This is a genomic window from Fusobacterium ulcerans (assembly GCF_003019675.1).
GTDB lineage: Bacteria > Fusobacteriota > Fusobacteriia > Fusobacteriales > Fusobacteriaceae > Fusobacterium_A > Fusobacterium_A ulcerans.
On the sequence record NZ_CP028105.1, the window covers coordinates 2672974 to 2699177 of the forward strand.

Consider the following 26204-nt stretch of genomic DNA (forward strand, 5'->3'; position numbering starts at 1 on the left):
GAAGAAATGGAACTATATTTAATTAAAGAAGAGGCTGTAAATATTACTGATATAACTGGAGGAATAGTTTTAAATACTTCTATGGACACTTTGGGAGCATCATTAAATTTTAATATAGCAAGAAATTTCAATGATCCTAATTATGCTTTAGCAGAAACATTGGAAGTAGGAGATATAGTAATATTAAATAATTCAAAAGAGTTATTTAAAGGGGTTATATTAGAAATTACTACAAATAAATTTAATCGAAGTATTAAATGTTTGGATTTTTGCTTTTATTTAAATAAAAACAAAGTGATAAAACAATTTGATGAAATATCTGCCTCAACAGCAATAAAACAAGTATTAAAGGAAATAGGGGCAGATATTGGAGAAGTCTCTAACATTTCAACTTCTATTACGAAAATATATAATTCAAATACTATTGCTGAAATAATAAATGATATTTTAAAGCAAGCAAATGATGAACTAGGAATAAAATATATCATTGAATTTGCAGAGGATAAATTTAATATAGTTCCTTTTAGAAAAGTAAATGTTCAATTCAGATATAAAAGTACCAGCTCTGAAAGTTTGACAGAATCAATATTAGAAATGAAAAATAGTATTATAGTAACTTCAAATGAGCAAGAAGAAGTTGAAATATTGGCAATTGCAAAAGATGAAGCTAATATAGAACGATATGGAAGCTTGCAAGAGGTTATAACAGTCAGTCCCGATGAAGATGAAGCTAAAGTTCGGAACATTGCGAAAACTAAATTAAAAGAGCTTAATAAAGTGTTTAGAACTGCATCTTTGCAAGGATTTGGAGATGATGAATTCAAGGCAGGAAGAGTTATAGAATTAAATAATCAAGAATTTTTTCTACAAGGAGAATATTTAATAAAAAATTGTTCTCATACTTGGGTAAAAGGAGAACATTTGGTTAATTTAGAGGTGGAATTATATGAAGAATAGCGATGAATTAGCAAAAATTATGAAAGGCTTTGTACCACCAAAACAATTTCAAGTTTGTGTTGGAAGAGTAATAAAAGCTCCTCCAGAACTAACTATATCAATTATGAATGGAAAAGTAATTTTATATCCTCACATGTTGTACATGAATGACAGACTTTTTGATGATTATACAAGAAAATATAAACTTGATGGAAATATAGAAAGTATAACAATTAATGCAACAACTTCAAACCAACCCTGTGGCTCAGGAGCAACAAATCAACATGGAACTATTTCAGGTTCTGGAGAATATAAGTCAAACGGAACTTTTATAAATACAGATACACTTGTAGTAGGAGATTTAGTAAAGGTTACTCCTACAGAAAAAGGGCAGATGTGGATTGTTGATTTTAAAGTAAGGAAGATAAAGGAGAAAAAATAATGAGTATTTTTCCTAGTAGTTTAAAAAATAATAAAACTTCTGGTTTATTAGATAATAAAAGCAAAATAGAGGGATATAAAGATATATTATTTGACTTTGAAAGTAAAAAAGTAGTAGTTAAAGATGGAAATACAGTAGTTGCAAGTAAAAAACAGCAATTACAACAATGGATTTATCTTTTAATTAATACAGAAATGGAAAAGTTTAATGTCTATAAAGATACTGAATTTGGAATAGTCTTTTTATATGCTATGCGAGGGCATGAATATTATAGTTCAGGCTTTACAATAGCACAGATAAAAGATGAATTGACAGAAAAAATAGAGAAAAATAGCTCTATTAAAAAAGTTGAGGATATAGAAATAGAAATAAATTTTAATGAAATGGTTATTACAATAATGCTGATTGTAGATGAAGATAAGATTGAAAGTGAGGTGATAATAAATGTCTAATTATTATACTGCTAGAACATCAGATCAAATATTAGAAGAAATGTTAAAAAGCATGCCAGATGAATATTTAAAAACAGTTGGAACTTTTACATATGATTTGAATAAGACATATGCCTTACAAGGAGCTGAATATGATAAAAGAATAGAAGAACTTTGGAATTTCTTTGATATTCATAGATTGAAAAATAGTGAATTGGATAAAAGAGTACTTCAACTGCAAGGATTAAAAAGAAAAGAAGCTACATATGCAGTAGGAGAGGTTACTGTAACAGGAATAGGAACAATTACAAAAGGAGATCTCTTTGAAACTAAAAATGCTGTTCAATTTAAAGCAGCTGAAACAGTAGAAATAATCAATGTTGGAAATGTAAAAATTGAAGCAGTAAAAGCAGGAGAAACTGGAAATGTAGGAGCTAAGGCAATTGTTTTAATGCCTGTTACAATTCAAGGTATAAAATCTGTGATAAATGAAAAAGCAACGTATGATGGTTTTGATGCAGAAACTGATGAATCATTACTAGATAGGTATGACATAAAAGTACAAATGCCTGCTACAAGTGGGAATGTATACCATTATATGCAGTGGGCAAGAGAGATATCAGGAGTTGGAAACTCTAAAGTTTTTCCTCTTTGGAATGGTAAAAATACAGTCAAAGTAGTAATAATAAATGATATGCAGCAACCTGCTAGTATTGAATTGGTAGAAAAAGTTCAAAATTATATAGATCCTAAAGGTGAAAATAATAATACATGGGGTTGTGGTATGGGAGAAGCTCCAATAGGGGCATACTGTACTGTAAAAACTGCAACACCAAAAAAAATAAATATTTCAATTACATTAAAAAAAGAAGAAGGAATAGAGCTGGATATTTTAAAAGAAAGGATAAAGCAAAGTGTGATTGAATTTTTACAAAGTATTGCATTTAAAAAAGATTATGTTTCATATGCTTTAATATCAAACGCCATATTGGAAACATCAGGAGTAATAGAATGGAGTGAACTAAAAATAAATAATGAAGTCAATAATATATTAATAGGAGAAGAGGAAGTAGCAGTATTAGAGGATGTGGTTTTAAATGAATAATAGCCAAATTCTTTTAAATAATTTACATAAAATATTTAGAAAAGATGAATATATTAAAGCAAATATGCAAAATGCTGGACTTCAATTAGATAAAATTGAAAATAAAATAAGGTTAATAGAAAAAGAATTTCTTTTTTCAACAATGTCGCATGAAAGAGTAAAAAAATTAGAGAAAGAATTAGACTATAAGACTAAAAGCGATACCTTAGAGGGAAAAAGATTAGAAATAGAAGCAAGGTGGAAAACTTCTGGAAAATGTGATCTTGAACTATTGCAGATTATAGCAGAAACATGGCAAGCTGATACTGTAGAAGTAAAATTTATAGATGGAAATTTAGAAGTAGAATTTTTAAGTACAATAAATGCTGATTATGATTTAAGAGGTTTGAAAAATTCTCTGGATGAGGCTAAACCAGCACATTTATGGTTTGATTTAACTTTTACTGAACAATTAAAGGCGAATATTTATCAAAATTGTTATGGAACAGAGGAAATAGAACAGGATTTTATAGAAAGAGAAAAAGAAATAATATTAAGAGCAAATTATAAAGAAAGCATTTGGATGGAGGTAGAAGAAGAACATGGGATATAATGGATTAACAAATTTTGGAATAGAATATCAAGCTAGAATGACAGCTGAAAATAAACCAGTGACACTAACAAAGGTAAGAGTAGGGAATGGAAGTATTCCTGCTAGTCAAACAGGGGCAACTACTACAAATCTTTATTCTTATAAAAAAGAGGTAGAAATATTAGCAAAAGAACAAGTGGAGAATGCAGTAAAGCTTCAAATTCTTTTAAATAATTTAGATCAAGAAATAGGATTTTATGTTAAGGAACTAGGAGTATATGTACAAGATGGAGCAGAAGAAAAATTATACTGGTATATAAATAAGGACAATCCATCTTACTTAGATAATAAGAATGTTCCATCTAAACATAGGTATAATCTATTTTTAGAGGTTACAAATGTAGAAACAATTATTATAAATTTTACAGGGCAAGGATTACTTGCAGATAAAAAATATGTAGATGATAGTATTGCAGACTTTGAAACTGGGTACAATATTACATTAAATGATATTAGGAATAAAATTAACTCAAAGATGGTAGCTGGAACGCTTATAAATAGTATGAATACAGGAGAAAATATAGTTAAAGCATTACAAGGAAATGCAGGACTAAATTTTGACCCTAATTTATTATATTTAGATAATATAGGTACAAAAACAAAAGGATATGTATACTTAGATAGTAGGGTAAAAGGAGTATTTGAATGTTTAAATACTACAAGTAGCACAGCAAATGAAACAGTTAATTTCCTAAATATATCTAATAAATCAAATTCTGACAAATTAGAGAATCTAAAAGGTTTTTGGGCATTGGAACCGACAGAATTTAAATTTAAAACTCCTATGACTTTTACAAAAAAACTTATAGAAAATGATATTGTTTTTGTTAATATGGGATTTTATCTAGGTGATTACAGTTACACTAGAACAAAAATATTTACTTCTAAAGCAATTTCTGGATTGGAATTATCTGGTTTTTATTCTGCAGATATTAAACAACCATTTTCATTTTCTCTAAATATAAATACAGATAATATATTGGTAGATAGACAAACAGGCTTTTCTACAAATACTATGGTTATATCAGTATATGTACTAAGAATATAATTAGAGAATTTATTTAAAATTATTGAAGTTGGGAAGTTGGGAATAAATAAAGCTTATTCTGGACAAAAGATAGCTATTTCTTTCAAAAAAACATATAAAAAACCTCCTTTAGTAATAGTGGGAGAAGAAATTTACTCTGTTGCAACTTTATCTACAACTAAAATAAAACTTTATAGTATAAATACTTCCGGTTTTGGAATAATTGTTCTTCAATCTTCTTCAGATTATTCTCCCCAATTTAATTATCTTGTTATAGAACAGGATTAGAGAATTTATTTACAATTAATAATTTAAACAATAAAATAATAATAAAAATTAAAGATGTTGCAGCTAAACATGAAGCCCGAGTTTTATTTGATAAACCTTTTCCTAACAAATGTCTAGGAGTATTCCTTACAGATTACACAAGTGGTGGAATAAACAAACAAGCTATAGAAACAGATTCTATGGATAAAACTGGCTTTATTTTTTTAACTGAAGCACCTGTTGCCGATTTTTTTATGTATTTTGCTATAGGGTATTAAGTTTAGAGAATTATTTAATTAGGTGGTTATGAATAGGGGATAGACAAAATTCCCTTTTCCCTCTTTAAAGATAAAAGTGTGAATGCCTTGAAAATACTAGCTTTTTAATTTCTAAGAAAATCAAATTTTCTGTTAGATTTGGAAATTAGTGTAGATATTTTAAGGATAAAAAGATAAAAAAATAATCAGGAGGTAAAAAAATGTTCAGAGTGTATTCAAAAGAAAAAATATCAAAAGAATTATTTACAGTTAATTTGTTGCAAGAAGAAGTAAATACAGTAATGGGAGGAAATTTATTTTTAGATCATCCAGAGCTAAACATAGAAGATTGCATAGTTGTAGAAAAAGATACAGCAGTTCAAAATCCTTTGTATGATGAAGCAAAGAGAGAAATAAGAGAAATGACAAGAGAAGAAAAGATACTCTTGTTAGGAGAGGAAGATTTATTAATAAATGGGGAGTATATAGAGAATAATGAGATTAAGGAAATAAAGTATGATGAGAATTTAAAATATTATAGACCTACTTGGGATAAAAAGCAGCTTATTTGGTATGATTCTATAAAAAAAGAAGAATTAGTAGAAATTAGAAAAAATAAGTTATTAGAATACGCTTCTTTAGAAAAAGAAAAATCAGATCTAGAAAATATAAAATTTTCTGCAATAGAAGAAATTGCAATTTTAGAAGAAAAGATGAATTTATTAAAAGAAGAAATAGATAAAATAGCAAGTGATCCTATTTATCTAACTAAATAAAAAAATATGAAATAAGGGGAGAATTCCAATGTAATGAAAAATAAATATTAAAAATATTAAAAATAAAGGGGATAATCATGGAAAACATAATTGCAGAAATTCTTAATACCCTTGTTTCAAAATATGGAATATTAGGTCTATTAGTTGGGTATTTAATCTATTTAGATAGAGAGAATAGAAAATTAGATATACAAGATAGAGAAAATGATAGAGAAGATAGGAAAATAAATAGAAAAGTTTTAGAAGAAATACAAAAAAATATAGCTGCTTCATCTGAAAGAATCGCTAAGGTAGAAGAAAGAACAAGAAATTTAGAAAAAGCAGTATTTAAAAGAAAATAAAAAATAGGAGGAGTAAAATGAAAGAATTTTTTATAAATAATATAGAGTTTTGGGGTATATTAGGTGCTTTTATATTAGGATGGATATTACCTAATCCACGTGTATGGAAGATTGGAAAAGAAGTTGGAGATAAATTGCCAGAAAAATTAAAAAAAGAACTTGCTGACAAACTTGATAGCTTTGAACAAGGTCTTCGTGGTAAGGAATATTTAGGAGATAAAAGTATTGCTTCAAATGAGCAAATAAAAGAAGAGACAGAAAAATTAAAAGTTGATTTGGGTTTAAAGGAATAACAGTTAGAAATAACTGGATGGAATTTAAAATAGATCCTATCAACCATAAAAAAAAGTTGTTTCAATTAAAAATTTATAGAAGAGCAAATAGTATAAGAGATTTATTTAAATTTTAAAGCAGGGAAAATTAGTTCCCTGTTTTTTTTATATAAAATAATCTCATAATAAAGGAATATATGACTTTTATATTTTTATTTTGTAATTAAAATAGTTGATTGATATGATATAATATAAATATTAAAACTATTTTAGTAAAGGGGATTGATTTATGGGATTACGAGATATAAACTATAACAGTTATACTTATCCAGCAGAAGATATTATAGAATATAGCAGGATAAATACTGATATTAAAATGTTTGAACAAAAAGAAAGAGCAAAAATCAAACAAGCTACATATTTTAAAATATCTGAAATTGGAAAGGATAATGAGTTTATAAAGATAGATAAACTTAATATTAATTCTTTTCATATAGATGTAAAAGATAAGATATTTGTTTTTAGCGGAGATATTAATCCTGGAGATGAAACTATAAAATTATCTAGATTATCTAAAGAAAGCAGAATTAAAACTCCATTTTTTAAGAATGTGGAGATTAGTATTGCTAGCATGGATGGAGATAACATAAATGTTAACAAATTTAACTTTATAGGATATGTGGCTAATTATTATGAAATATTTGATAATAAAGGTAATGGAAGATTTGAATTAGTAATTACACATAGAGAAAATTTTTATAATGAAAACTTAATAATAACAAGAAAAAATGAATTATTAGCTATTGCTAAATTTCCAAATAAAAAAGAAAAGTTATTAATTCCATTAAGTAAGGAAGAAGCTAAAAGAGAAGTACAAAAAGGATTTCAAACAGAAAATCTTTTATTTTCTTCAGCAGGAATAATATGTGCAGGAATAGGAATAACTGCTGGAGCAACTGCTTTAGCAGCTGGTGGTTTAACTGTTGCTGCCACAATAGGTGTAGGAGTAACAATTTTATATTGTGCTAATACTATTTTTAGTGGAATTCAATCTCTTCGTTTAGATTATATTGGAGATGATGAAGAACTAGTAAAGGATAATTGGAAAATAAATCCAATCAAATGGTCTTTTGGGGAGCTAATTAGTTATACTATAGGAGAAGATAAGAGAGCTATAGGTCATGCTGGATATTATTTATCTGAAATAGTTGTTGGAGGCATTGGGTTAAAAGATACTGCTAAATCATTGAGAGTAGCAAGTAATTTCAAGCATGTTAAAATATCAGGTTATCATCCAGTTTTAGGTAAAATGGCTGGGAGTACAAAGAAAATTAAAAAAGGTAGAGCAATATATAATGGCTTTCAATTAACTACTGGTGGATACAACTTAAAAATTCAGACAGAAGGTTTTAAAGAAAATAAAGAAAAAATAGCTAATTAAGGAGTGAAGATGAAAAAAAATAAATTATTAGAATTTATTAAAATTTTCTTTTGTTATGGCTATATTCCATGTTTAGTTACTATCACAATTTTCGATATTGTTACTGGAAGTAGTACTGATATAAAAAGATTATTGTTAGGCAGTTTTCCAATAGGCTTGATTATATTTATGCCTTTATTGTGTGCTTTGGAATATATGATAAAAGGATACATAAAAGAATTTAAAGTTTCTTCTGCTATGGGAAAAATCTTTTTAATATTAGGTATGGTATTAGTAGTATATGGTGTATATCAAAGAAGCCAGTTATTTAAGTAAGAAAAGATAGGATTTATTTTAATTGTTTTTCTGATATAATATCCTTAAAATATAAATACAAAATAAAAAAATGTGATATGATGTTTATGAAATAGTATGAATTTTGTTATTCTTAAAATACTCCAGCTTTTTCAGTTTTTTCAAAAGAGGAAAAATGGAAAAAAGAACTTGAAAGTGCAGAAAAGATATATGGAATGCTTCCAGAAGAGCAGGAAAAAGAATTCATGAAGCTATGGCTTGAATTTGAGAATATGGAAACTAAAGAAGCAAAGTTTGCTAATACTTTTGATAGATTCCAAGGGTTTATACAAAACCTTACTTCTGATGGGCATACATGGAAGAAGTTCAGTGCTACAAAAGAAATGGTGCTGAAGAGAATGTCACCTATAGTTGAGTATGCACCACAGCTTTTCCATGAGTTTGTGATGCCGGAAGTGCAGAAGTATATTGATAAAGGGATTATAAAGGAATAACTCAATATAATTTTTTTGAAAAATAAACAGCAATTTTAAAAGGTCAGGGAAAAATCTCTGACCTCATTTTTTTAATAATCAAGCATAAAATTTTTTAATTTTTTCTTTATTCTTTGAATACAGTTGTCTATTGATTTAACATCCCGTCCAGTCATTTCAGCTATTTCAATATATGTCATTTCAGCAATAAGATACTCAAAAATCTCATTTTCCATTGGGCTCAAATGAGTTCTTAAATATCTGTTCACATATTCCATCTTTTCCTTTCCAAGACATAATTCTTCTGGAGAATGAAACATAAAGGATTGATGAGTATATGTAATATTAGGTTCTCCTTCACTTTCAGCTTGAATAGATATAGCCATATTGAGAATTTTATTTTTTCTGGAGTTGGAATTTTTTAGAACGGTTATCAGATGACGCTTTATACACAAGAGTGCAAAGGTCTTAAAAGAAGCTGTCTTGTTTTCATCATAGGCATTGATTGCTTTAAAAAGTCCAATCATAGCTTCCTGCATCACATCATCTTTATCCCCACCATAAAAAAAATACTTTTTAGTTCTGTAAAGGATAATTCTCTTCAAACTTTGAAAAATTTCAATAAAAGCTTTGTCATCACCATTTTTTGCATCTTTGATTTTTTTGTTGTCCATTTTCTTTTCCTCCTGAGTTCTAAAATTTCTGTAATGATAGTAAAAAGATTTTTAAAATATGAACATCATTGCATATATAAAAAAAGCATATACTAAAACTTAATTAGTATATGTTTGGCTATACAGTGATTTTAGTTTCTTCCTTTAAAAATTATTTTTAATAAATATAAGAAAATTAATATGAACTGCAAAAACATTTGAATGGCAACATAAAAAGCATTCAAAAAAAGGAACTGAATTATAAATTTAGAGAATTAAAAAAGCATTAAAAATTCACAAAAATAAATACATAATCCAACAAAAAACAATGATAGTCCAAAAAGACAAAATAAGAAGAATAAAAGAACTTTCATAAAAACTCCCCTGTTTTAATTGATATTTTACTAAGGTTATTCTAAAAAAAATGTTAAAACTCCTTTATTTTTTATATGAAATAAATATTATTTTTAAAAATATTTAATAAGTTTATAAAAATTGATATCAATTAATCAAAAAATTATAATATTAAATATCAATAAATTTTGCCAGTTCTGAAAGAAATGTTAATTTTACAATGCTGAAGGGGAGAAAAATTAATCAAGATACATGAATTAATATTAAGGGGAAGAAAATCTTTATAAAAAGGTTTGGTTATAAAATAGAGTTGTATTGAAATTAAAATATGAAGTAAAAGTAATAAGAAAGGGTAAAAATAAAATTTAATATAAAAAGTAAGTTTATGATTAAAGATGGGCGAAGACAATTAAAAATCTATGGATAAATCAATTATCAGTAGCTTTTTTTATTGCTCCAAAAAATAAAAAAGCCTAGTCATTTCTTGGTCGTACACTAGGCAGACGACATTCTGATAATTTTATATCATATTTTATTTTCTCTGTCAATAGTATTTTTAAATTTTTTTGAAAATTTTTTATAAAGATAATACTTGGGTTTTAACAAGTCATGAGCTAAACAATTCAGCATATTTATTTGTAATAAAAGACAGGACTTTTAATTTTCAAAATAAATATTTGTAAAGTGTATCTATCAATTATTTTTCTTAGCTGTTATAAAGTATCTCTTCAATAAATTTAAATATGCAGAAATAATTCTTTATATTTCAAGTAATTGATTTTATTGCAGTATTTCCTTGGCAGTATTTTCATCTATTACCAGATGTGTTATAATACCAGTTTTTAAAGCTCCTATAACGGCATCTTTACTTGTTTTTGAAGAACATAGTCCAATTACATGCTCTATCTTTCTCAAGTCATCTAAAGGTATTTCAATAGAGAAATCACTCTCTCCAGTGATGAATTTACCATTTATATCATAATAATAAGAGAGTATATTTCCAATAGCTTTTCCTTTTTGGAGATTGTCTCCAAATCTTGAAGCAGTAGCAAGGTCAGGAACTGATGGATGGTTTCCTATACTAAGGACAGCAACATCCAGTTTTTCCCATAATCTCTTTATATCCTTGTAATTTTCAATGTTGATAAATAGATTTTTTTCCTGCTCAGTAGCTAGAAAAGCAGGTGCAAAAAGATAATAAGGCTTTAGGAAAGTCATCTGTGAGAATATTCTTACCAGCTCATTTGAATGAAAATCTTTAGTAGGCATAGAGATATTACCAACTAGAGGGCACACATAACCTTCAAGCTCCATCTTTTTTTCTGAAACTTCAAGCTTCTGAACCAGATCACCAATATTTTTTCCCCATCCAAGTCCAAATTTTCTATACTTTTTAAGATCATTACTCATATATGATATTACATTATTCAATATTACCTGATCAGTAAGATAATCTGTATCAGCTTGAGGAATAACCATTCCCCCTTCAATATTGTATTTTTTCTTGATCTCTTCCATAAGAAAATCATTGCTTACAAATGGAGAATTTATCTGAATAGTAACTATACCTGCTTCCTTTGCATCAGCAAGCATCTTACTCACAAGAGGACGAGATACCCCTAGTCTCTTGGCTATCTCATTTTGAGTAAGGTCTTCTTCATAATACATTTTGGCTATTTCCACCATTTTCTGAGTTTTTACATTATCATCTAACATATGTTTCCTCCAAATTTGCAGATTAGTCTTCAATATAGACAGTGCTGAAGTCATGAAGAGTAACTGGATGGATATTTAATCCTTTTATATTTTTCTGAGCTCCAACAGCTAATATTCTGTTATAAAGCATAATGTCAGGAGCATCATCCACTATTAATAATTGAATTTCTTCATAAAGTTTCTTTCTTTCTTCTGGGTCAGTAGTCATTTTAGCTTTATCTAAAAGCTCGTCAACTTTAGGATTTTCATAGAAATCTCTGTTACCAGCTCCACCTTTTGCAGATGAATGATACATTGCATAAAGTCCATAGTCAGCATCTCCTGTTACTACTCCCCATGAACCTAAGAAAAGGTCATGTCTTCCTTTTTCAGTAGCATCCCAGTAAGCACTTACCTCTACTACATCTATTCTTAAATCAATGCCAATTTCTTTCAGATAAGCTTGAAGTATTTCAGCAGTCTGTGTATTAGCTTCTCCTCCAAATACAAGGATGCTTGTTTTGAATCCATTTTCATATCCAGCTTCTTTCATCAGTTCACGAGCTTTTTCTACATTATACTCATAATTTTTAGTTTTATCAGTAAATCCGAATACCCCTGGTGCTATAGGTGAAGTAGCTATTTTACCGCTTCCATTAAGGATAACATCAACGATAGCTTGCTTATCTACAGCATAGTTTATAGCTTTTCTTACTCTTACATCATTCAATGGAGTTTTTTGAGTATTCATTCCAACATATGAGTAAGAGATTGAAGGTTTTGTTATAAGTTGTAATTTAGGATTGTTTTTTATAGTATTTTCATCTACTGAACTTACAGATATAGAGATATCAATTTCTCCAGTTTCCAGTCCAATAGTTCTGTTTGAAGCTTCTACAATATTTTTGAATACTATGTATTTAAGTCCATTCTTTTTATCAAAGTAATCTTCATTCTTTTCAAGAGTAAGGCTGTCACCAGGCACCCATTCTTTAAATTTGTAGCTTCCAGTACCAATAGGGTGATCTTTAAAGCTTTGCTCATCTTCAGTTAATAATTTTTTGCTCACAATACCCAGTGCAGGGTGAGAAAGATGTGCAAGTAATGGACCAAAAGGTGTCTTTGTAACAATATTTACAGTGTAGTCATCTACTACCTCTACTTTTTCAATAGGAGGAAGTACAAAGGCTATTCTAGGTGAGTTTGCCATTCTTTCAAATGAGAATTTGACATCTTCAGCAGTAAAATCATATCCATTGTGGAATTTTACTCCTTTTCTCAACTTAAACTGCATAGTTCTGTCATCTATCTGCTCCCATGATTCAGCCAGTCCAGGAAGTATATTCATATCTCCATCTGACTCTACCAGTCTTGAATAGATAAGCTTATTGGCTCTCAATGAGAAACCATCATTTCCCTGATGTACATCTAGTGATTTAGGCTCTCCGTCTTGAGCAATTATTAATTTTTCTTTTACAGGTTTTGAAGCAGTTTGTTCTTTGTCATCTGAACATGATGTAAACAGTACTGTACAGCTTAGCAGTATCATAAGTAGTTTTTTAAACATAAAGAAATCTCTCCTTTTCATTTTTATTATATTATAATGGTAAACATTGAAAAAAACAATTACTAAATATGGTATCTCAATTTTATCTACCTCCTTCCAAAAAAAGAAATTTTATGTATTTAAATTATATACTGGAAAAAATATGGAATTCATTTTTTTTAAAATAAAAATATAGCTAAAAGAGCTTTTTCAGATAATTTTTTCAACTAATCAAAGAAAAAATAAAAGTATAAAAATATTAAATTCAAATAAAAATATAATAAAAAATTAAAAAAAATTTCATTTTTAAAATTAATATATTATACTATGGATATAAAAAGAACTTAAGGAATATATAATAAAATAATCTGAGAGGAGTTAAGATGTCTGAGAAAAATTTTAAATATATGGAGAGAATATTTAAAAGGAAAATAAAAATGATATTGAGAATAATAGGGATATCTTTAATAGCAGGGACAATATCCTTATCAATGACAGAAGAAGAGATAAAAAAGAAAGCTGAGGAATTTAGAACAGAGGAATACTACTATATGGGCAGTGGAAAAGGAAATAGCCCATTAGATACAATAAATGCAGCAGAGGCTTATGCACAGGGATATACAGGAAAAGGAGTTACTTTAGGGATAGTAGATCGATATGTGAATCTATCTCATAGAGAATTTTTGAATAAAGATAATTCCTATGTAATAGGGGAAGTGCCTAAAGATATAGATTGGATAGAAAATTTTCATGGTTCTCATGTAGCAGGAATAATGTCAGCTTCAAAAGATGGATATGGAATGCATGGGGTAGCTTTTAATAGTAATTTTGTTTCAGGAAATGCATTTCCAACAAAGAATAAAACAGAGGGAGAAAATACAATAGAAGCATATGAATATTTTAATACAAGGGAAGATATAAAAGTAGTTAATAATAGCTGGGGATATGGAGTATATATTGATGAAATTCATAATACAGATGGAGAAAACCACAAAGGCAGAGATGGATTTTTAAAAATAATACAAGAAGATGAAGACGCTCAAAATAGTATTGAAATATTAAAAAGCAGTATGAAAAAATATAATAAACTTTTAATTTTTGCTAATGCAAACTCTGGGCATATAACACCATCTCTAATTCCTTTATTATCATATCTAGATAAAGAAGTAAAAAATAATATAATAGGGGTAACAGCATTAGATACATTTTCAGGAAAAGATAATCTGGGATTTCTAGCAGTATTTTCAGATTTAAATAAATATAATGAAGAAAACAGTATATCAGCACCAGGGACAGTTATAAATTCAGCAGATGCTGCTAATTCTCAAGAATATATTCCACTGGATGGAACCTCAATGGCAGCTCCAATGGTAACAGGGGTAGGTGGATTGGTACAGGAAGCATTTCCATATATGACAGGAAAACAGATAGGAGATGTACTTCTATCTACAGCAAATAAAACTGTTGATGAAGCTCTGGGATTTACAGCAACAATACAGGAAGATGAAGATAAAAAACCTATTTTAAATATGATATATTTTACTAAGAAACCAGATTTTAAAGATAAATTAAAAAAGGATATAGAGAAATATTATGACGCAAATGAAGTGATGTTGCGAATATATTATTTAGGGTTTGGGGAAGAGGGAAATAAAGAAAATTTTGTAAAAACTTATATGGAAGGAAATTGTATTTCTATTTATGAAAATGTACCATATGAAATAGTATACGGACAGGGGCTAGTGAATGCAGGAAATGCAGTGAAGGGATTGGGAACGCTTAATGCCAGAAGATTAGGAAAGGGAGATATAAGTTCATCAAATAATAGAGTAAAAAGTTATCTAACTGGAAAAGAGCAAGCACTTTATTCAATAAATACAATGGGCTTTGATTCAACATGGAGTAATGATATAACTGAAACAAGAGTTGGATATATGACAGCAAAAGAAAATTTAGAGGGAGTAACTAATATAAATAAATTTTCTGATGAAGAAAAAGGAAAGTTAAATGAATATATAACTAAAAATATAAATTTAACAGATGAAGAAAAAGAATACTTTGATAAAATGTTTAAGTTTTATCTTTCTAATGAATATAGATATGACAGTGAGAGTGGAAAAATAGTAACATCTCCTGATAATGATATTCTCTTATCAAATGGAAAAGAATATATAGATGAATACAATAAAAGAGTAGAAGAAAGCAGATTGGCAGGACTTTCAGTTGGATTGCTGAAAGAGGGAGCAGGAATACTTTCTCTTGCAGGGAATAATACATATAAAGGAGCAAGTATAGCAGGAGGAGGAACTCTACAGATAGACGGTTCAGTAGCTGGTGATGCTTACAGTCTTAATGATGAAATGGGTACTGGAATTATTGCAGGAAAAGGGACTATTGAGAGAGACTTATACAATTATGGAAAAGTACAGGCTGGAAGCTGGGGAAAAATTGGAACTCTTACAGTAAATGGGGAATTTGAATCATCAGGAGCTATTGTAGTAAATGTAGATGGAAAAGAAAATAGCACACTTTCAGTAGGAAGCATAGGAAATATAGCAGGAACAACAATAGAAATAAACGGAGTAGCAATACCTGAGTATAGATACAGTAATTTTTTAATGTCTGGAAATAATAATACAGCAGTAGAAAATTTAACAGGAAGACTATCTTTATTCTTAGGATATGATGTAGAAAAATCCTTAACAAGAAGTATGACTACTAATTATGATTTAGCAGTAAACAAGACAGCAGGATTAGATTCTTTATCTGGAATGAACAGCAGTCAGAGAATATCATCAAGACTACTGGAAAATATGTATTCAGCTCTTTCTGGAAAATCTGAACAGAGGGAATTAGATATTTTGTATAATATTGAAGATGAAGGAACAGCCTTGAGAGCTTTTCAAGAAACATATGGGGGACTGCAAGCAGACATGGTGCATAATCTTCCTTTGAATACAAGAATAAATAGCTCAATATATTCAAGATTATCTGACAGTGATATGATACTTGATAAAGCAGAAAATTCAGTAGTATCTCTGGATAAAAATATGTGGGTAAAAGTGTTGAACGGCTGGAAAGATATAGACAGCAGCAGAGGAATGAGTGCTATTGATATTGATATGAAAGGCTTTATACTTGGAAATGATTTTCAACTTAACAGTAATTACAAAGGTGGATATTATCTAGCTTACGGAGAGAATGACATCAAGTCAGGAAATGATAAAGGTGAGATAAAAGACTTTAGAACAGGGCTATATGGAAATTACGAAAAGAATAAACTTAGTGTAAACAGTTATCTAGGTCTGGGATTCCAAAGAAACGAAAGTGAAAGAACTCTATCTGTACTAGATAGGAAAGCAAAAGGGAAATATGACAGCTGGACATTTGAAGCTGGTGCAAAATTAAGATATGCTTTAGATAATAATCTGTATCCATATGGAGAAGTAAATATCATCAGATATGAAAATGAAGATTTCAAAGAAAAGGGAGCAGGAATATATTCTCAAAGATTTGAAAAGTCTAAAAATATCTATACAACAGCAGGTCTAGGAATAGAAAAAATAAAGGACTTCAAAACAGGAAGAGGAACAATAGCACTTGGGTATGAAAGAATACTTACAGGAAATGACCCAGATATGCGAGTATCTTTTGCAGGAAATGAAAGTAATAAATTTAAAGTAAAAGGACATGAAGAAGATAGAGATTATTTAGTTGTAAAGATAAAAGGAGAAAAGATCTTTGAAAATGGAGCGAGCATCTATGGAGAACTGGAAGGAAGAGTGTCAGAAAATACTAGAGACATCAGAACAAGTTTAGGAACAGGATATAGATTCTAAAGAAGTTCACAAAGTATTTTCATAAATGAGATTTATAGAAATTTCCATATTTATGAGCTGTTTAGGTAAGAATGTCATTGATTTTATTTCAAAGGGAACAATGGCATTTTTTCACTTTGTATTTACAATGAGTTGAGCTTGTGATAAAATGTATTATATTATTATTTTGAAAAGTATGGGAGTGTAGATTTATGAAAAAGATGAAGAGTTTTCTCGGATTACTGCTGCTTGTTTTTATTTTTGCATCATGTGAAAGCGGAAAGAATACAGCAAAAGACAATTCTAATATAGAAAAACTTGAGTATAAAGAAAGTATGGAGAAGTATAACTATGATATAGTAATACCGCAGATAAAAGGTGTTGAAAACGAAGATATTTCCTACCTTAATCTTTCTCTTCAAGAAAGTGCAAGAATACTTATAGAAAATATTATGGGATCAGCAGATGCTGGAACAAAAGAAGCTCCAGTGGAAGCTAAAATGAGTTATGAGATAAAAGAAAATAATTTCAATATTCTTTCAATAGTTGTAACAACATACACATATCAAGGGGGAGCCCATGGTATTACAAGTATAGAGTCATACAATATAAACAAAAAGGATTATTCTCTTCTTAATTACGATATGATATTTGATGAAAATGCAGAAGATTATTTCAATATGAGAATGAATGATATAATAACTGCAAGCAGAGAAAATAATGGAAGCAGAAAGGCTTTAAATACTGATGGAAAAGAGGTATTGTTCTTTGATAATGCTGAATCAAATGTAAAAAATACAGTTATGTATTTTGATGGAGATAATGTAGTATTTCTTTATCCACACTATGAGATAGCTCCATATTCAAGTGGTATGCCTATATTCAAATTTGATAAAAAAGATATTAAAAAATATGTAAAAATAAAGTTCTAGAAACAGCAGATTGCACTCTGCTGTTTACTGGATGGAGATTAAAAGCAGCTGTCTTGATTTAAAGGCAGCTTTTTTTCTTAAAGCATATTGAAAAATCAAAGCTAATTCTAGGCTTTTTTCAGTATAAAAAGGATAATATAGTTTTTTTCTAATACCTATAATAGGTATAAAGACTAGGAGGAGAAAATATGTATAATAAAAGCAGATATGATAAACTTAAATATTTACTGGAGATAGGAATATTCTGTGTAGTAATATATTTTATCCATAAAGAGATGAAAATATACAGCATAAAAGATATAAGGGAATCTTTAAGGGCTATAAATACTGGATATGTAATACTTGGAGTTGGGATAGTAATAGTAGATTATTTTCTTCTTACTATGTATGATGTACTGGCATTTAAAAATGAAAAATTAAAGCTTTCTAATTTAAAAATAATATTTACTTCATTTATAAGCTACGCTTTTGCTAATTCCATTGGACTTTCAGGCTTGACGGGATCGGGGTTGAGAATAAACTTATATTCTTTGTGGAATGTTCCCTACAAAAGCATTATAAAAGTAATAAAATTCTGCTATGTAAGTTTTTGGGTAGGACTTTTGTGGGTAGGAGGATTATTTCTTACATTTGAACCAGTGGATCTGAGTAGATTTAATTTTTATTTTGGAACAACAAGAGAAGTGGGAATAATTCTTTTGATAATAGCAATATCATACTCATCTCATAAAGTATTTTCAAAAAAGAAAAGCATTGAAATATCTGTATTCCAAATACTTATATCTCTTTTAGACTGGATAATGGTATCAGGACTTATATATATATTTCTTCCACATAGCGATACACTTACATTTATGAAATTTTTTCCAATATTCCTCAGTGCACAGATCATAGGGGTACTGAGTAATCTGCCAGGTGGAATTGGTGCTTTTGATTATGTATTCCTTACTTTGATGGGGAAATATTATCCTTCATCAACAATAGTGGCAGCTTTGATAATATTCAGACTTCTTTATTATATAGCTCCCTTTGGAATAGCTTTGGTGTCTTACTGCATCTATAGAGTGATGCTGAAAAGGGGAGAAGTAAAAAATATATCTATTGTACTTGGAAAAATGGTAATTTCTTTGATACCGCTTCTTATATCTATATTGATATTTGCAGCTGGAATAGTTCTTATAGTATCTGGAAGTATGCCACCTCTTATTTACAGAGTCAAGATATTGAAAGATGTACTTCCTGTATTTACTATTAAAGTATCGCATTTTCTTGGAAGTATAACAGGAGCAGTCCTTCTTATACTTGCCTACGGAATAAAAAAGCGGCTCAATGGGGCATATTATATGACAATAGTGTTTCTTGGAGCAGGAATAGCTCTTTCATTGCTAAAGGGACTGGACTATGAGGAAGCCTTTTTCTTGGGAGTTATACTGGCTATAATAATTCCATTGAAAAAGTATTTCTATAGAAAAACTTCTATTATAGATGAGAAATTTACTCTTAACTGGATGGTAATGATATTTCTGGTTGTTATATCAAGCCTATACTTAGGATTTTTTGCCTACAGCAAATCAGACTACATGGATCAAATATGGTGGAAAGTACCTTTTAACAAGGAGTTCCCAAGATTTTTAAGAACGACCCTTGGTATATCTGCCACTCTTATTGTGTTTGGTGTATGGAAGCTTTTTGCTCCTGTAAATGAAATAGTAGAAACAGACAGCAGAGAAGTGAGTGAAAAAGTAAAAAAATGTCTTTCTTTTTCAGATAACCCTGAGGGAAATCTAGTGCTGTTAAATGATAAAAAAATTGTATTGGAAGATGAAGAGGAAAGCTTTGTAATGTATGGAAAAAGTGGTAAAAGCTATATAGCTATGGGAGATCCAGTTGGAAAACCTGAAAAAGCTGGAGATTCTATCTGGAAATTTTATGAGTTATGCAGAAAAAATAGCAAGCAGCCTGTATTTTATGAAGTGTCTAAGGATTATCTTGATTACTATCTTGATGTTGGGCTGAACTTTTTAAAAATAGGAGAAGAGGGAGTAATTGATCTTAAAAAATTTACATTAAATATACCTCAAAGAAAGAATATAAGGTACACATACAATAAGCTTAATAAAGAAAATATGACCTTTGAAGTTATTCCAAAGGGTGAAGGTATAAAATATATGAAAAGATTGAAGGAGATATCTGATGAATGGCTGGAAAGTAAAAAAGTCAAAGAGAAAGGTTTTTCTCTGGGATATTTTGATGAAGAATATCTGAATAACTTCCCAATAGCTGTACTGAAAAAAGATGATGAAATAATAGCCTTTGCAAATATAATGGTTACTGATTCTAAAAAAGAAGCAGCTGTTGATCTTATGAGATATTTGAAATCGTGTATCAGTGGAACTATGGAGTATCTTTTCATTTACATAATACTCTGGGCAAAAGATGAGGGATATGAGAGATTCAGTCTTGGAATGGCTCCTCTTTCTGGTATGGAAAATAGGGAGATAGCTCCTGTCTGGAATAAAATAGGGCTTTTTGTATTCAAAAATGGAGAGAGTTTCTATAATTTTCAAGGACTTAAACTCTTTAAAAATAAATTTTATCCTGAATGGGAACCAAGATATATAGCTTATTCAGGAGTATTCTCAATGCCGAAAGTATTAAAAGATGTGACACTTTTAATATCAGGTGGTGTTAAAGGACTTATATCTAAATAGAAAAATGAAAATAGAAAGCTGATTGAAAAGTATAGGGATTTTAAAATCTACCCTATATTTTTTAGCCAGCTTTTATTAATTAATCAGCTAGTTTAAACTCTTATAATATCCAAAAATAATATTGAAAATTGCTGTAATATTTTATCTATTCTCCTATAATTTTATGAAGAAAATTAATAATAAATTTTTCTGATTTTTAAGGTTCTAAAATTATATTGTTTTTATTTAAAAAGTGGATAGGGGAAAAAAATTTGAAATTATAAAATATCTTTATTCATATCTTTAAAGACATAAAAAAATATAAGAAGAAAAAAAGCATTGATTTTTCAATTTTGAAGAGTATAATTTAAATAGATAAGAATATATTTTTAAGATAATTGTAATAAAAATATAATATTAAAAAAAATATAGATAAGGCCAAGGATTCCTCCAAACTTTTACAGATTGACTCTTTTGGATATTTCATAAAAATTGTGAGATAAGAAAGGAAAGGAATACTTACAACGAAGATTCATTGACTTCTACCTATTATTTAATTATCACTAATTAACTAAGGAGGATGAAATGGATATAGCTAGTACAGGTAAATTTATGCATTTTTTGTTGAGTCTGAATGTAACTACACTAAAAGCAGTAGTAATGGGAGCTTCAGCTATTGGTGCAGGATGTGCTATGATAGGAGGAATAGGAGCAGGAATAGGAGAGGGATATACAGCAGGTAAAGCAGTAGAATCAGTTGTAAAAATTCCTGAGCAAAAAGGAAGTATTATAACTACAATGATATTAGGGCAGGCAGTTGCCGAATCAACAGGAATATTTGCTCTGGTAATTGCTCTTCTTCTTTTATATGCTAATCCAATGCTGGCAGTTTTTAATTAATATTATAATAAACTATAAAATAAATGAAGATTGTTTAAATAAAGATGAAATACAAGTGAAGATATAATTTTAGAATTTTTTTGATAGAGAAGACATATAAATCTTTCTAATTTAAAATTTTTAAAATTAGAAAACATAATGAATCACAACAACTTCACTGTTATATCTAAGTAATTAAAGCAGCTAGATATTCTAACTGCTTAATTACTGGAAAAATATTATTCAATAAAATTAACTAAAATTTGATATTATGAAAAGTTTGATAATTATTTCTTAGTGGTGTTTTTTAATATGATAAGCAAGAAGTCCCCACTTCAAAAATTATAAAGTAATTTTAAGTGATGAACGGTTCACTGTAATTATTCTTTAATCAATATGCTTACCTTATAGAGCAGATCTGCTCTTTTTTTTATGCTTAAATTCCCTGGTTCAATTATAATATTAACTTCATCGTTTACCCGTTTGAAATTATTTTTTTCTATCCATTCTATTAACATTTTAGTGGAAACTTTATTTTCAAAATGATTTCCTTTCAATATTATAGAGGCATACTTTCCTTTGGTTAAAATTAACTCTTCAACTTTTTTATCACCTTTAATAACAATATACCCTGAACCTAGAATATTCACATCAGCAATTTCCTGCAATTTCTTTTTAGTTATATAAAATAAAATTTGTCCATAGTATTTATCAAACAGATCTAATGTTTTTTGATTAGGAAAAGCCATAGTTTTACGATTTTCTTTTTCATATATTTTTATTCCACTTACATTTTTAATTTCTTCTATAAAAGGAATTCCAATAGGCATTTTTGAAGTTATTTCCATTCTTTTAAGGTGTTCCTCCAGATCTTTTTTTACCATTTTCAGCTTTTCTATATCATCGTTTATTCTTTCTAAAACATTTGCTATAAGTTCTTTATCCTTTTCAATTTCTTTGCTCCTGTCATCTGTTTTTTCACTGAAAAAGATTTTAATTTCTTCAAGAGTGAGCCCTAATTTTCTCATTGTGTTGATTTTTTTTATTGTTATTATCTGGGCTCTGGAATAGCATCTGTAATTATTCTCTTTTCTGAATTTAGGAGAAATGATACCTTCTCTGTCATAATACCTTAGTGTAGAGCGTGGAATTTTAAGAATTTTAGAAATTTCTCCAACTAAAAAATATTTCTGCATATTTCCTCCTTAAATAAATTTAAGTACAAAATTAATATAAAATTAATAATTAAAAAATTATTATATTTATATTTAATAATAACAAATTTAGATAAAATTTACTATATTATTTAATAAAAAAATTTTTAAAAAAGCTTGACCTTAAACCAACTTAAAGGTTTATAATTAATTATATAAAGGAACAACTTATATAATACTAACAATAACTGATAACAGGAGGCAATAAAATGAAAAAAACAACAATAATTTTATCAACATTAATGGTAATGGTTTTATCAAATGGAGTTATATATGCAGAACAAGGCGATGGAAAACCTTTAGAAATGGATAAAATTGAAGTAAGTGCACAGGAAAAAACAGAGAAAATAGGAATCTTAAATGATGAAAAAACTCAACAAACAGAAGATAAATATGAATATGCACATAGCTATGCAAGAGAAAGAAGCGAAGAAAGATAATTTAGATAATTTATAAATAGAAATATAACTCTTGAAATTTTTTATTAGAAAAGACACATAAATCTTTCTGATTTCTAAATTTCTAAAATTTACTTAAAAGTTTTAATCAACTTCTCCCAATTAAATAAATGGGTGTCTCATGGAGAGTACAACAGTATTATTGCTGTATCTCAGAGCACCCATTTTTATATTCTAAATATAACTATCTTGTACAGTCAGAGGCACTTCCCACTAAAATTTCCAAGCCGTGAGAAAGAGAATCTATAATAAAAGACAGTGATTCATCAACAGCTTTTGGACTTCCAGGCATATTTATAATAAGGGTAGATTTTCTTATACCTGCTGCTGCTCTGGAAAGCATAGCTCTTTTTGTTATACTCATAGAATAAGCTCTTATAGCTTCTGGGATACCAGGAACTATCTTGTCCACTATTTCCAATGTTGCTTCAGGAGTTACATCTCTTTTAGCAAATCCTGTTCCTCCAGTAGTGAGTATCAAATCAGCTTCATTATTATCACATATATTTTTCAATGTTTCTTTAATAAGCTCATATTCATCTGGAATAAGTATTTTTTTTACTACTTTATAACCCTTTTCAGTAACAATTTTTTCTATTACTTTAGTAGAAAGATCTTCCCTTTCTCCTCTGGCACCTTTATCACTCATACACACAATAGCAGTTCTAAACATATATTTATGCCTCCATAACAATTTTTTTTATTATATCATATATTTCTTAGGAAAAGAATGAAAAACTATTTGAAAAATTCTTGAAATTGGAAAATAAGAATTAGAACTCTTGATATAAAATGTTAAATCTGATAGAATGTTCTAAGATAAAATAATGAGGTGATTAGATGAAAAAGATTTTTACAACAATGGTAGCAGTAGTTTCAATTTTTTTATTGGCAGCATGTGGAAAGACAGAGAAAAAAGAGATAACTATAAGTGCAGCAGCAAGTTTAAATGAAGTATTATCTCAAATAGCTGAAAATTATCAAAAAGAAAATAAGAACATAACAGTAAATATAAACTTTGGTGCTTCAGGTGCTCTTAAAAAACAAATTGAAGGAGGAGCTCCTGTAGATTTTGTATTTTTTGCATCTAAAAAAGATTTGGAGGATTTGAAAAAGCAAAATCTAGTATCAGAAAAATTCTCTAAAGATATACTTGAAAATACTATGGTAGTAGCAGGAAGAAAGAAAATAGATGATCTGTCTGAAATGCTTGATCATAAAGTAGCAATAGGAGATCCGGATATAGTTCCAGCAGGAAGATATGCAAAACAGGTACTTGAAAATGCAGGGCTGTGGGATAGAATGCAGGAAAATTTTGTACTTTCTAAAGATGTAAGAAGTGCTATGCAGTATGTAGATCTATATGAAGTTGATTATGCTATGATTTACAAGACAGACAGCAGAGTTATGAAAAATGCTGAGATAGTCTATGAAGTGCCAAATACACTTCATACACCTATCATATACAGCTGTGGTATATTAAATGATAAAGAGAGAGATGAAGTAAAAGATTTCTATAAATTCCTTACTAATAAAGATTCAATTGATATTTTTGAAAAATTTGGGTTTAAAGTTATAAATGAACAGTAAACTTGATATAAATGCTGTGTTCCTTACTTTAAAAATAGCTTCTATATCTACTGCACTGACACTGATAGCAGCGGTGCTTTTAGTGTGGGGCATGGAAAATAGAAGCAAAAAGCTTAGGAGCATAGTTGAAATGCTTATAAATCTTTCTCTTTTCATATCTCCTACAGTTTTGGGGTATATCCTTATTATATTTTTAGGAAAAAGAGGGATAATAGGCTCGTATCTGTATGAGTTTTTCAATATTCAGGTAATTTTTTCATGGTGGGCAGGGATAATCACTGCATTTGTAGTGTCGCTGCCCCTTATGTATAATTGTATAAAAGCTGGGTTCTCTTCATTGGACTATACCTATAGAGAGGCTGGAAAAGAAATGGGAGCTTCTGATTTTCAGATACTTCGTCTGGTAATCCTTCCATTGATAAGAAGAAATATACTTGCAGGGATAGTGCTGTCTTTTGGAAGAGCATTAGGGGAGTTTGGAGCTACTCTTATGCTGGCAGGAAATATCCCTGGTAAGACACAGACTATGTCTATTGCCATATATTCAGCAGTAGAACGTGGAGATAACAGAACAGCCAATGTACTATTGGTAATAGTACTTGTAATAAGTTTTTGTATAATGTGTCTTTATAACTATTTTTTTAAAGGAGCAGAGAAATAATGAAAAAGATAGAAACTGTAAATGCAGTAGGGCATGTATTACAGCATGATATTACAGAGATAATCCCTGGAGAAGTAAAAGGAAGAGCTTTTAAAAAAGGGCATATAATAAAAGAGGAAGATGTAGAAAAGCTATTGAGGCTTGGGAAAGATCATATATATGTCTTTGAACTTGGAGATAAGGGGATACATGAAAATGATGCTGCCCTTGTACTTGGAAAGCTTGGAAAAGGTAAAAATATCAGACTGGCTGATGAGATAAAAGAGGGAAAAATAAATTTTTATGCACAAGAAGATGGTGTATTGAAAGTAGATACAGAAAAACTTCTGGAGCTGAATATGCTTGGAGAGATATCTTTTGCTACTCTTCCAGATAATATTCCTGTAAAAAAAGGAGACTTAGTAGCAGGAGCAAGGGTCATTCCTTTAGTAATTGATAAAGAAAAAATGGAAAAAGCTGAGAGCATCATTCAGACTCCCATATTAAATGTAAATAGTTATAGAAAATATAAGGTGGGAATGGTAACTACTGGAAATGAAGTTTTCTTTGGAAGGATAGAAGATAAATTTGGAAAGATAGTTACTGATAAACTTAAAGAGTTTGACTGTGAGGTAATAGCTCAATTACTGTCACAGGATAGTAAAGATATGATAAAGAGAAAGGCTCAGGAACTTTTAGATATGGGAGCAGAAATGCTTATATTTACAGGAGGAATGTCTGTAGATCCTGATGATGTGACGCCATCTGCAATAATAGAGCTGGGAGGAGAGCTGGTAAGTTATGGTTCACCTGTTCTGCCAGGTTCTATGTTCCTGCTGTCATATCTTGGAGATGTACCAGTGATGGGACTTCCTGGATGTGTAATGTTTGCTAAGAGAACTATATTTGATTTAGTTCTTCCTAGGGTATTAAGTGAAGAAAAGCTTACAACTAGAGATATTATGATGTATGGAAATGGAGGACTTTGTCAGAGCTGCGAAGTATGCCATTATCCTAACTGTACATTTGGAAAATAAGAGGT

The 26204-nt window shown here is 29.1% G+C and carries 26 protein-coding genes and 1 pseudogene; 22 read left to right on the forward strand and 5 right to left on the reverse strand.

Translation table 11 applies throughout. From position 1 onward, the window contains the following. The first annotated feature begins 6 nt into the window (after window positions 1-6). The 14 genes and pseudogenes from C4N20_RS12435 to C4N20_RS12495 all read left to right on the forward strand — a co-directional run. A complete protein-coding gene (locus C4N20_RS12435) occupies window positions 7-957 on the forward strand; it encodes an XkdQ/YqbQ family protein (protein WP_005976828.1) in 951 nt (316 codons plus the stop codon). Then, on the forward strand, window positions 947-1378 hold the full coding sequence (locus C4N20_RS12440) for a DUF2577 family protein (protein ID WP_005976830.1): 432 nt from the start codon (window positions 947-949) through the stop codon (window positions 1376-1378). Before C4N20_RS12435 ends, C4N20_RS12440 begins: the two co-directional genes overlap by 11 nt. Then, window positions 1378-1830 (forward strand): DUF2634 domain-containing protein, encoded by a 453-nt coding sequence (locus C4N20_RS12445; protein ID WP_005976832.1) that lies wholly within the window; start codon window positions 1378-1380, stop codon window positions 1828-1830. Before C4N20_RS12440 ends, C4N20_RS12445 begins: the two co-directional genes overlap by 1 nt. Then, a complete protein-coding gene (locus C4N20_RS12450) occupies window positions 1823-2914 on the forward strand; it encodes a baseplate J/gp47 family protein (protein ID WP_005976834.1) in 1092 nt (363 codons plus the stop codon). Before C4N20_RS12445 ends, C4N20_RS12450 begins: the two co-directional genes overlap by 8 nt. Continuing rightward, window positions 2907-3506: a DUF2313 domain-containing protein gene (locus C4N20_RS12455; protein WP_005976836.1), complete on the forward strand. Its 600-nt coding sequence runs from the start codon at window positions 2907-2909 to the stop codon at window positions 3504-3506. The genes C4N20_RS12450 and C4N20_RS12455 overlap by 8 nt, the downstream gene beginning before the upstream one ends. Beyond that, window positions 3496-4593, forward strand: a complete 1098-nt coding sequence (locus C4N20_RS12460; protein ID WP_005976838.1) for a phage tail-collar fiber domain-containing protein — start codon at window positions 3496-3498, stop codon at window positions 4591-4593. Before C4N20_RS12455 ends, C4N20_RS12460 begins: the two co-directional genes overlap by 11 nt. Before the next feature lie 36 nt (window positions 4594-4629). Then, the gene (locus C4N20_RS12465) at window positions 4630-4860 is read left to right on the forward strand and encodes a hypothetical protein (protein ID WP_040490632.1); all 231 of its coding nucleotides are present in this window, start codon (window positions 4630-4632) and stop codon (window positions 4858-4860) included. A 47-nt stretch (window positions 4861-4907) separates the two neighbouring features. Then, the gene (locus C4N20_RS16865) at window positions 4908-5117 is read left to right on the forward strand and encodes a gp53-like domain-containing protein (protein ID WP_425268522.1); all 210 of its coding nucleotides are present in this window, start codon (window positions 4908-4910) and stop codon (window positions 5115-5117) included. Window positions 5118-5317: 200 nt separating this feature from the next. Beyond that, a complete protein-coding gene (locus C4N20_RS12470) occupies window positions 5318-5872 on the forward strand; it encodes a hypothetical protein (protein ID WP_005976840.1) in 555 nt (184 codons plus the stop codon). Window positions 5873-5949: 77 nt separating this feature from the next. Further along, window positions 5950-6213 (forward strand): hypothetical protein, encoded by a 264-nt coding sequence (locus C4N20_RS12475; RefSeq protein WP_005976841.1) that lies wholly within the window; start codon window positions 5950-5952, stop codon window positions 6211-6213. A gap of 17 nt (window positions 6214-6230) precedes the next feature. Next, entirely contained in the window at window positions 6231-6506 is a 276-nt protein-coding gene (locus tag C4N20_RS12480; protein ID WP_005976843.1) for a hypothetical protein, read from the forward strand. 268 nt (window positions 6507-6774) lie between these two features. Further along, complete coding sequence (locus C4N20_RS12485) at window positions 6775-7926, forward strand: hypothetical protein (protein WP_005976844.1); 1152 nt, start codon at window positions 6775-6777, stop codon at window positions 7924-7926. A gap of 9 nt (window positions 7927-7935) precedes the next feature. Then, window positions 7936-8241 carry a hypothetical protein gene (locus C4N20_RS12490; protein ID WP_005976846.1) on the forward strand — a complete coding sequence of 102 codons (306 nt, stop codon included), beginning with the start codon at window positions 7936-7938 and terminating at the stop codon, window positions 8239-8241. Between the two features lie 182 nt (window positions 8242-8423). Beyond that, window positions 8424-8714 (forward strand): annotated as a pseudogene (locus C4N20_RS12495) (HD domain-containing protein); the annotation flags it as partial. A 71-nt stretch (window positions 8715-8785) separates the two neighbouring features. On the opposite strand, the gene C4N20_RS12500 reads toward C4N20_RS12495, so the two are convergent. The 3 genes from C4N20_RS12500 to C4N20_RS12510 form a co-directional block, all read right to left on the reverse strand. Beyond that, the gene (locus tag C4N20_RS12500; RefSeq protein ID WP_005976851.1) at window positions 8786-9367 is read right to left on the reverse strand and encodes a sigma-70 family RNA polymerase sigma factor; all 582 of its coding nucleotides are present in this window, start codon (window positions 9365-9367) and stop codon (window positions 8786-8788) included. Window positions 9368-10480: 1113 nt separating this feature from the next. Next, window positions 10481-11416 (reverse strand): sugar-binding transcriptional regulator, encoded by a 936-nt coding sequence (locus tag C4N20_RS12505; protein ID WP_005976853.1) that lies wholly within the window; start codon window positions 11414-11416, stop codon window positions 10481-10483. Window positions 11417-11438: 22 nt separating this feature from the next. Further along, window positions 11439-12962 (reverse strand): glutathione ABC transporter substrate-binding protein, encoded by a 1524-nt coding sequence (locus tag C4N20_RS12510; RefSeq protein ID WP_005976855.1) that lies wholly within the window; start codon window positions 12960-12962, stop codon window positions 11439-11441. Between the two features lie 362 nt (window positions 12963-13324). Between C4N20_RS12510 and C4N20_RS12515 the strand changes: the two genes are divergently transcribed. The 4 genes from C4N20_RS12515 (at window position 13325) to atpE (ending at window position 21281) form a co-directional block, all read left to right on the forward strand. After that, complete coding sequence (locus C4N20_RS12515; protein ID WP_005976857.1) at window positions 13325-16780, forward strand: autotransporter domain-containing protein; 3456 nt, start codon at window positions 13325-13327, stop codon at window positions 16778-16780. 191 nt (window positions 16781-16971) lie between these two features. Then, window positions 16972-17691, forward strand: a complete 720-nt coding sequence (locus C4N20_RS12520; RefSeq protein WP_005976859.1) for a DUF3298 and DUF4163 domain-containing protein — start codon at window positions 16972-16974, stop codon at window positions 17689-17691. Between the two features lie 188 nt (window positions 17692-17879). Further along, window positions 17880-20402: a bifunctional lysylphosphatidylglycerol flippase/synthetase MprF gene (gene mprF / locus C4N20_RS12525; protein ID WP_005976861.1), complete on the forward strand. Its 2523-nt coding sequence runs from the start codon at window positions 17880-17882 to the stop codon at window positions 20400-20402. Between the two features lie 591 nt (window positions 20403-20993). Continuing rightward, a complete protein-coding gene (gene atpE / locus C4N20_RS12530) occupies window positions 20994-21281 on the forward strand; it encodes an ATP synthase F0 subunit C (protein WP_371417927.1) in 288 nt (95 codons plus the stop codon). A gap of 359 nt (window positions 21282-21640) precedes the next feature. On the opposite strand, the gene C4N20_RS12535 is transcribed toward atpE, so the two are convergent. After that, window positions 21641-22456 (reverse strand): helix-turn-helix domain-containing protein, encoded by an 816-nt coding sequence (locus C4N20_RS12535; RefSeq protein ID WP_005976865.1) that lies wholly within the window; start codon window positions 22454-22456, stop codon window positions 21641-21643. A 227-nt stretch (window positions 22457-22683) separates the two neighbouring features. Between C4N20_RS12535 and C4N20_RS12540 the strand changes: the two genes are divergently transcribed. Next, window positions 22684-22914 (forward strand): hypothetical protein, encoded by a 231-nt coding sequence (locus tag C4N20_RS12540; protein ID WP_005976867.1) that lies wholly within the window; start codon window positions 22684-22686, stop codon window positions 22912-22914. Between the two features lie 202 nt (window positions 22915-23116). On the opposite strand, the gene C4N20_RS12545 is transcribed toward C4N20_RS12540, so the two are convergent. Further along, the gene (locus C4N20_RS12545; protein WP_005976869.1) at window positions 23117-23605 is read right to left on the reverse strand and encodes a MogA/MoaB family molybdenum cofactor biosynthesis protein; all 489 of its coding nucleotides are present in this window, start codon (window positions 23603-23605) and stop codon (window positions 23117-23119) included. 167 nt (window positions 23606-23772) lie between these two features. Here C4N20_RS12545 and modA point away from each other — a divergent pair, with 167 nt between their 5' ends. Genes modA through C4N20_RS12560 form a run of 3 tightly spaced genes read left to right on the forward strand, consistent with a single transcriptional unit; the run spans window position 23773 to window position 26199 of the window. Next, a complete protein-coding gene (gene modA, locus C4N20_RS12550; RefSeq protein ID WP_005976871.1) occupies window positions 23773-24522 on the forward strand; it encodes a molybdate ABC transporter substrate-binding protein in 750 nt (249 codons plus the stop codon). Beyond that, window positions 24512-25183, forward strand: coding sequence for a molybdate ABC transporter permease subunit (modB, locus tag C4N20_RS12555; RefSeq protein ID WP_005976873.1), 672 nt, complete (start codon window positions 24512-24514; stop codon window positions 25181-25183). The genes modA and modB overlap by 11 nt, the downstream gene beginning before the upstream one ends. Continuing rightward, window positions 25183-26199, forward strand: coding sequence for a molybdopterin-binding protein (locus C4N20_RS12560; protein ID WP_005976875.1), 1017 nt, complete (start codon window positions 25183-25185; stop codon window positions 26197-26199). Before modB ends, C4N20_RS12560 begins: the two co-directional genes overlap by 1 nt. Window positions 26200-26204: the final 5 nt, after the last annotated feature.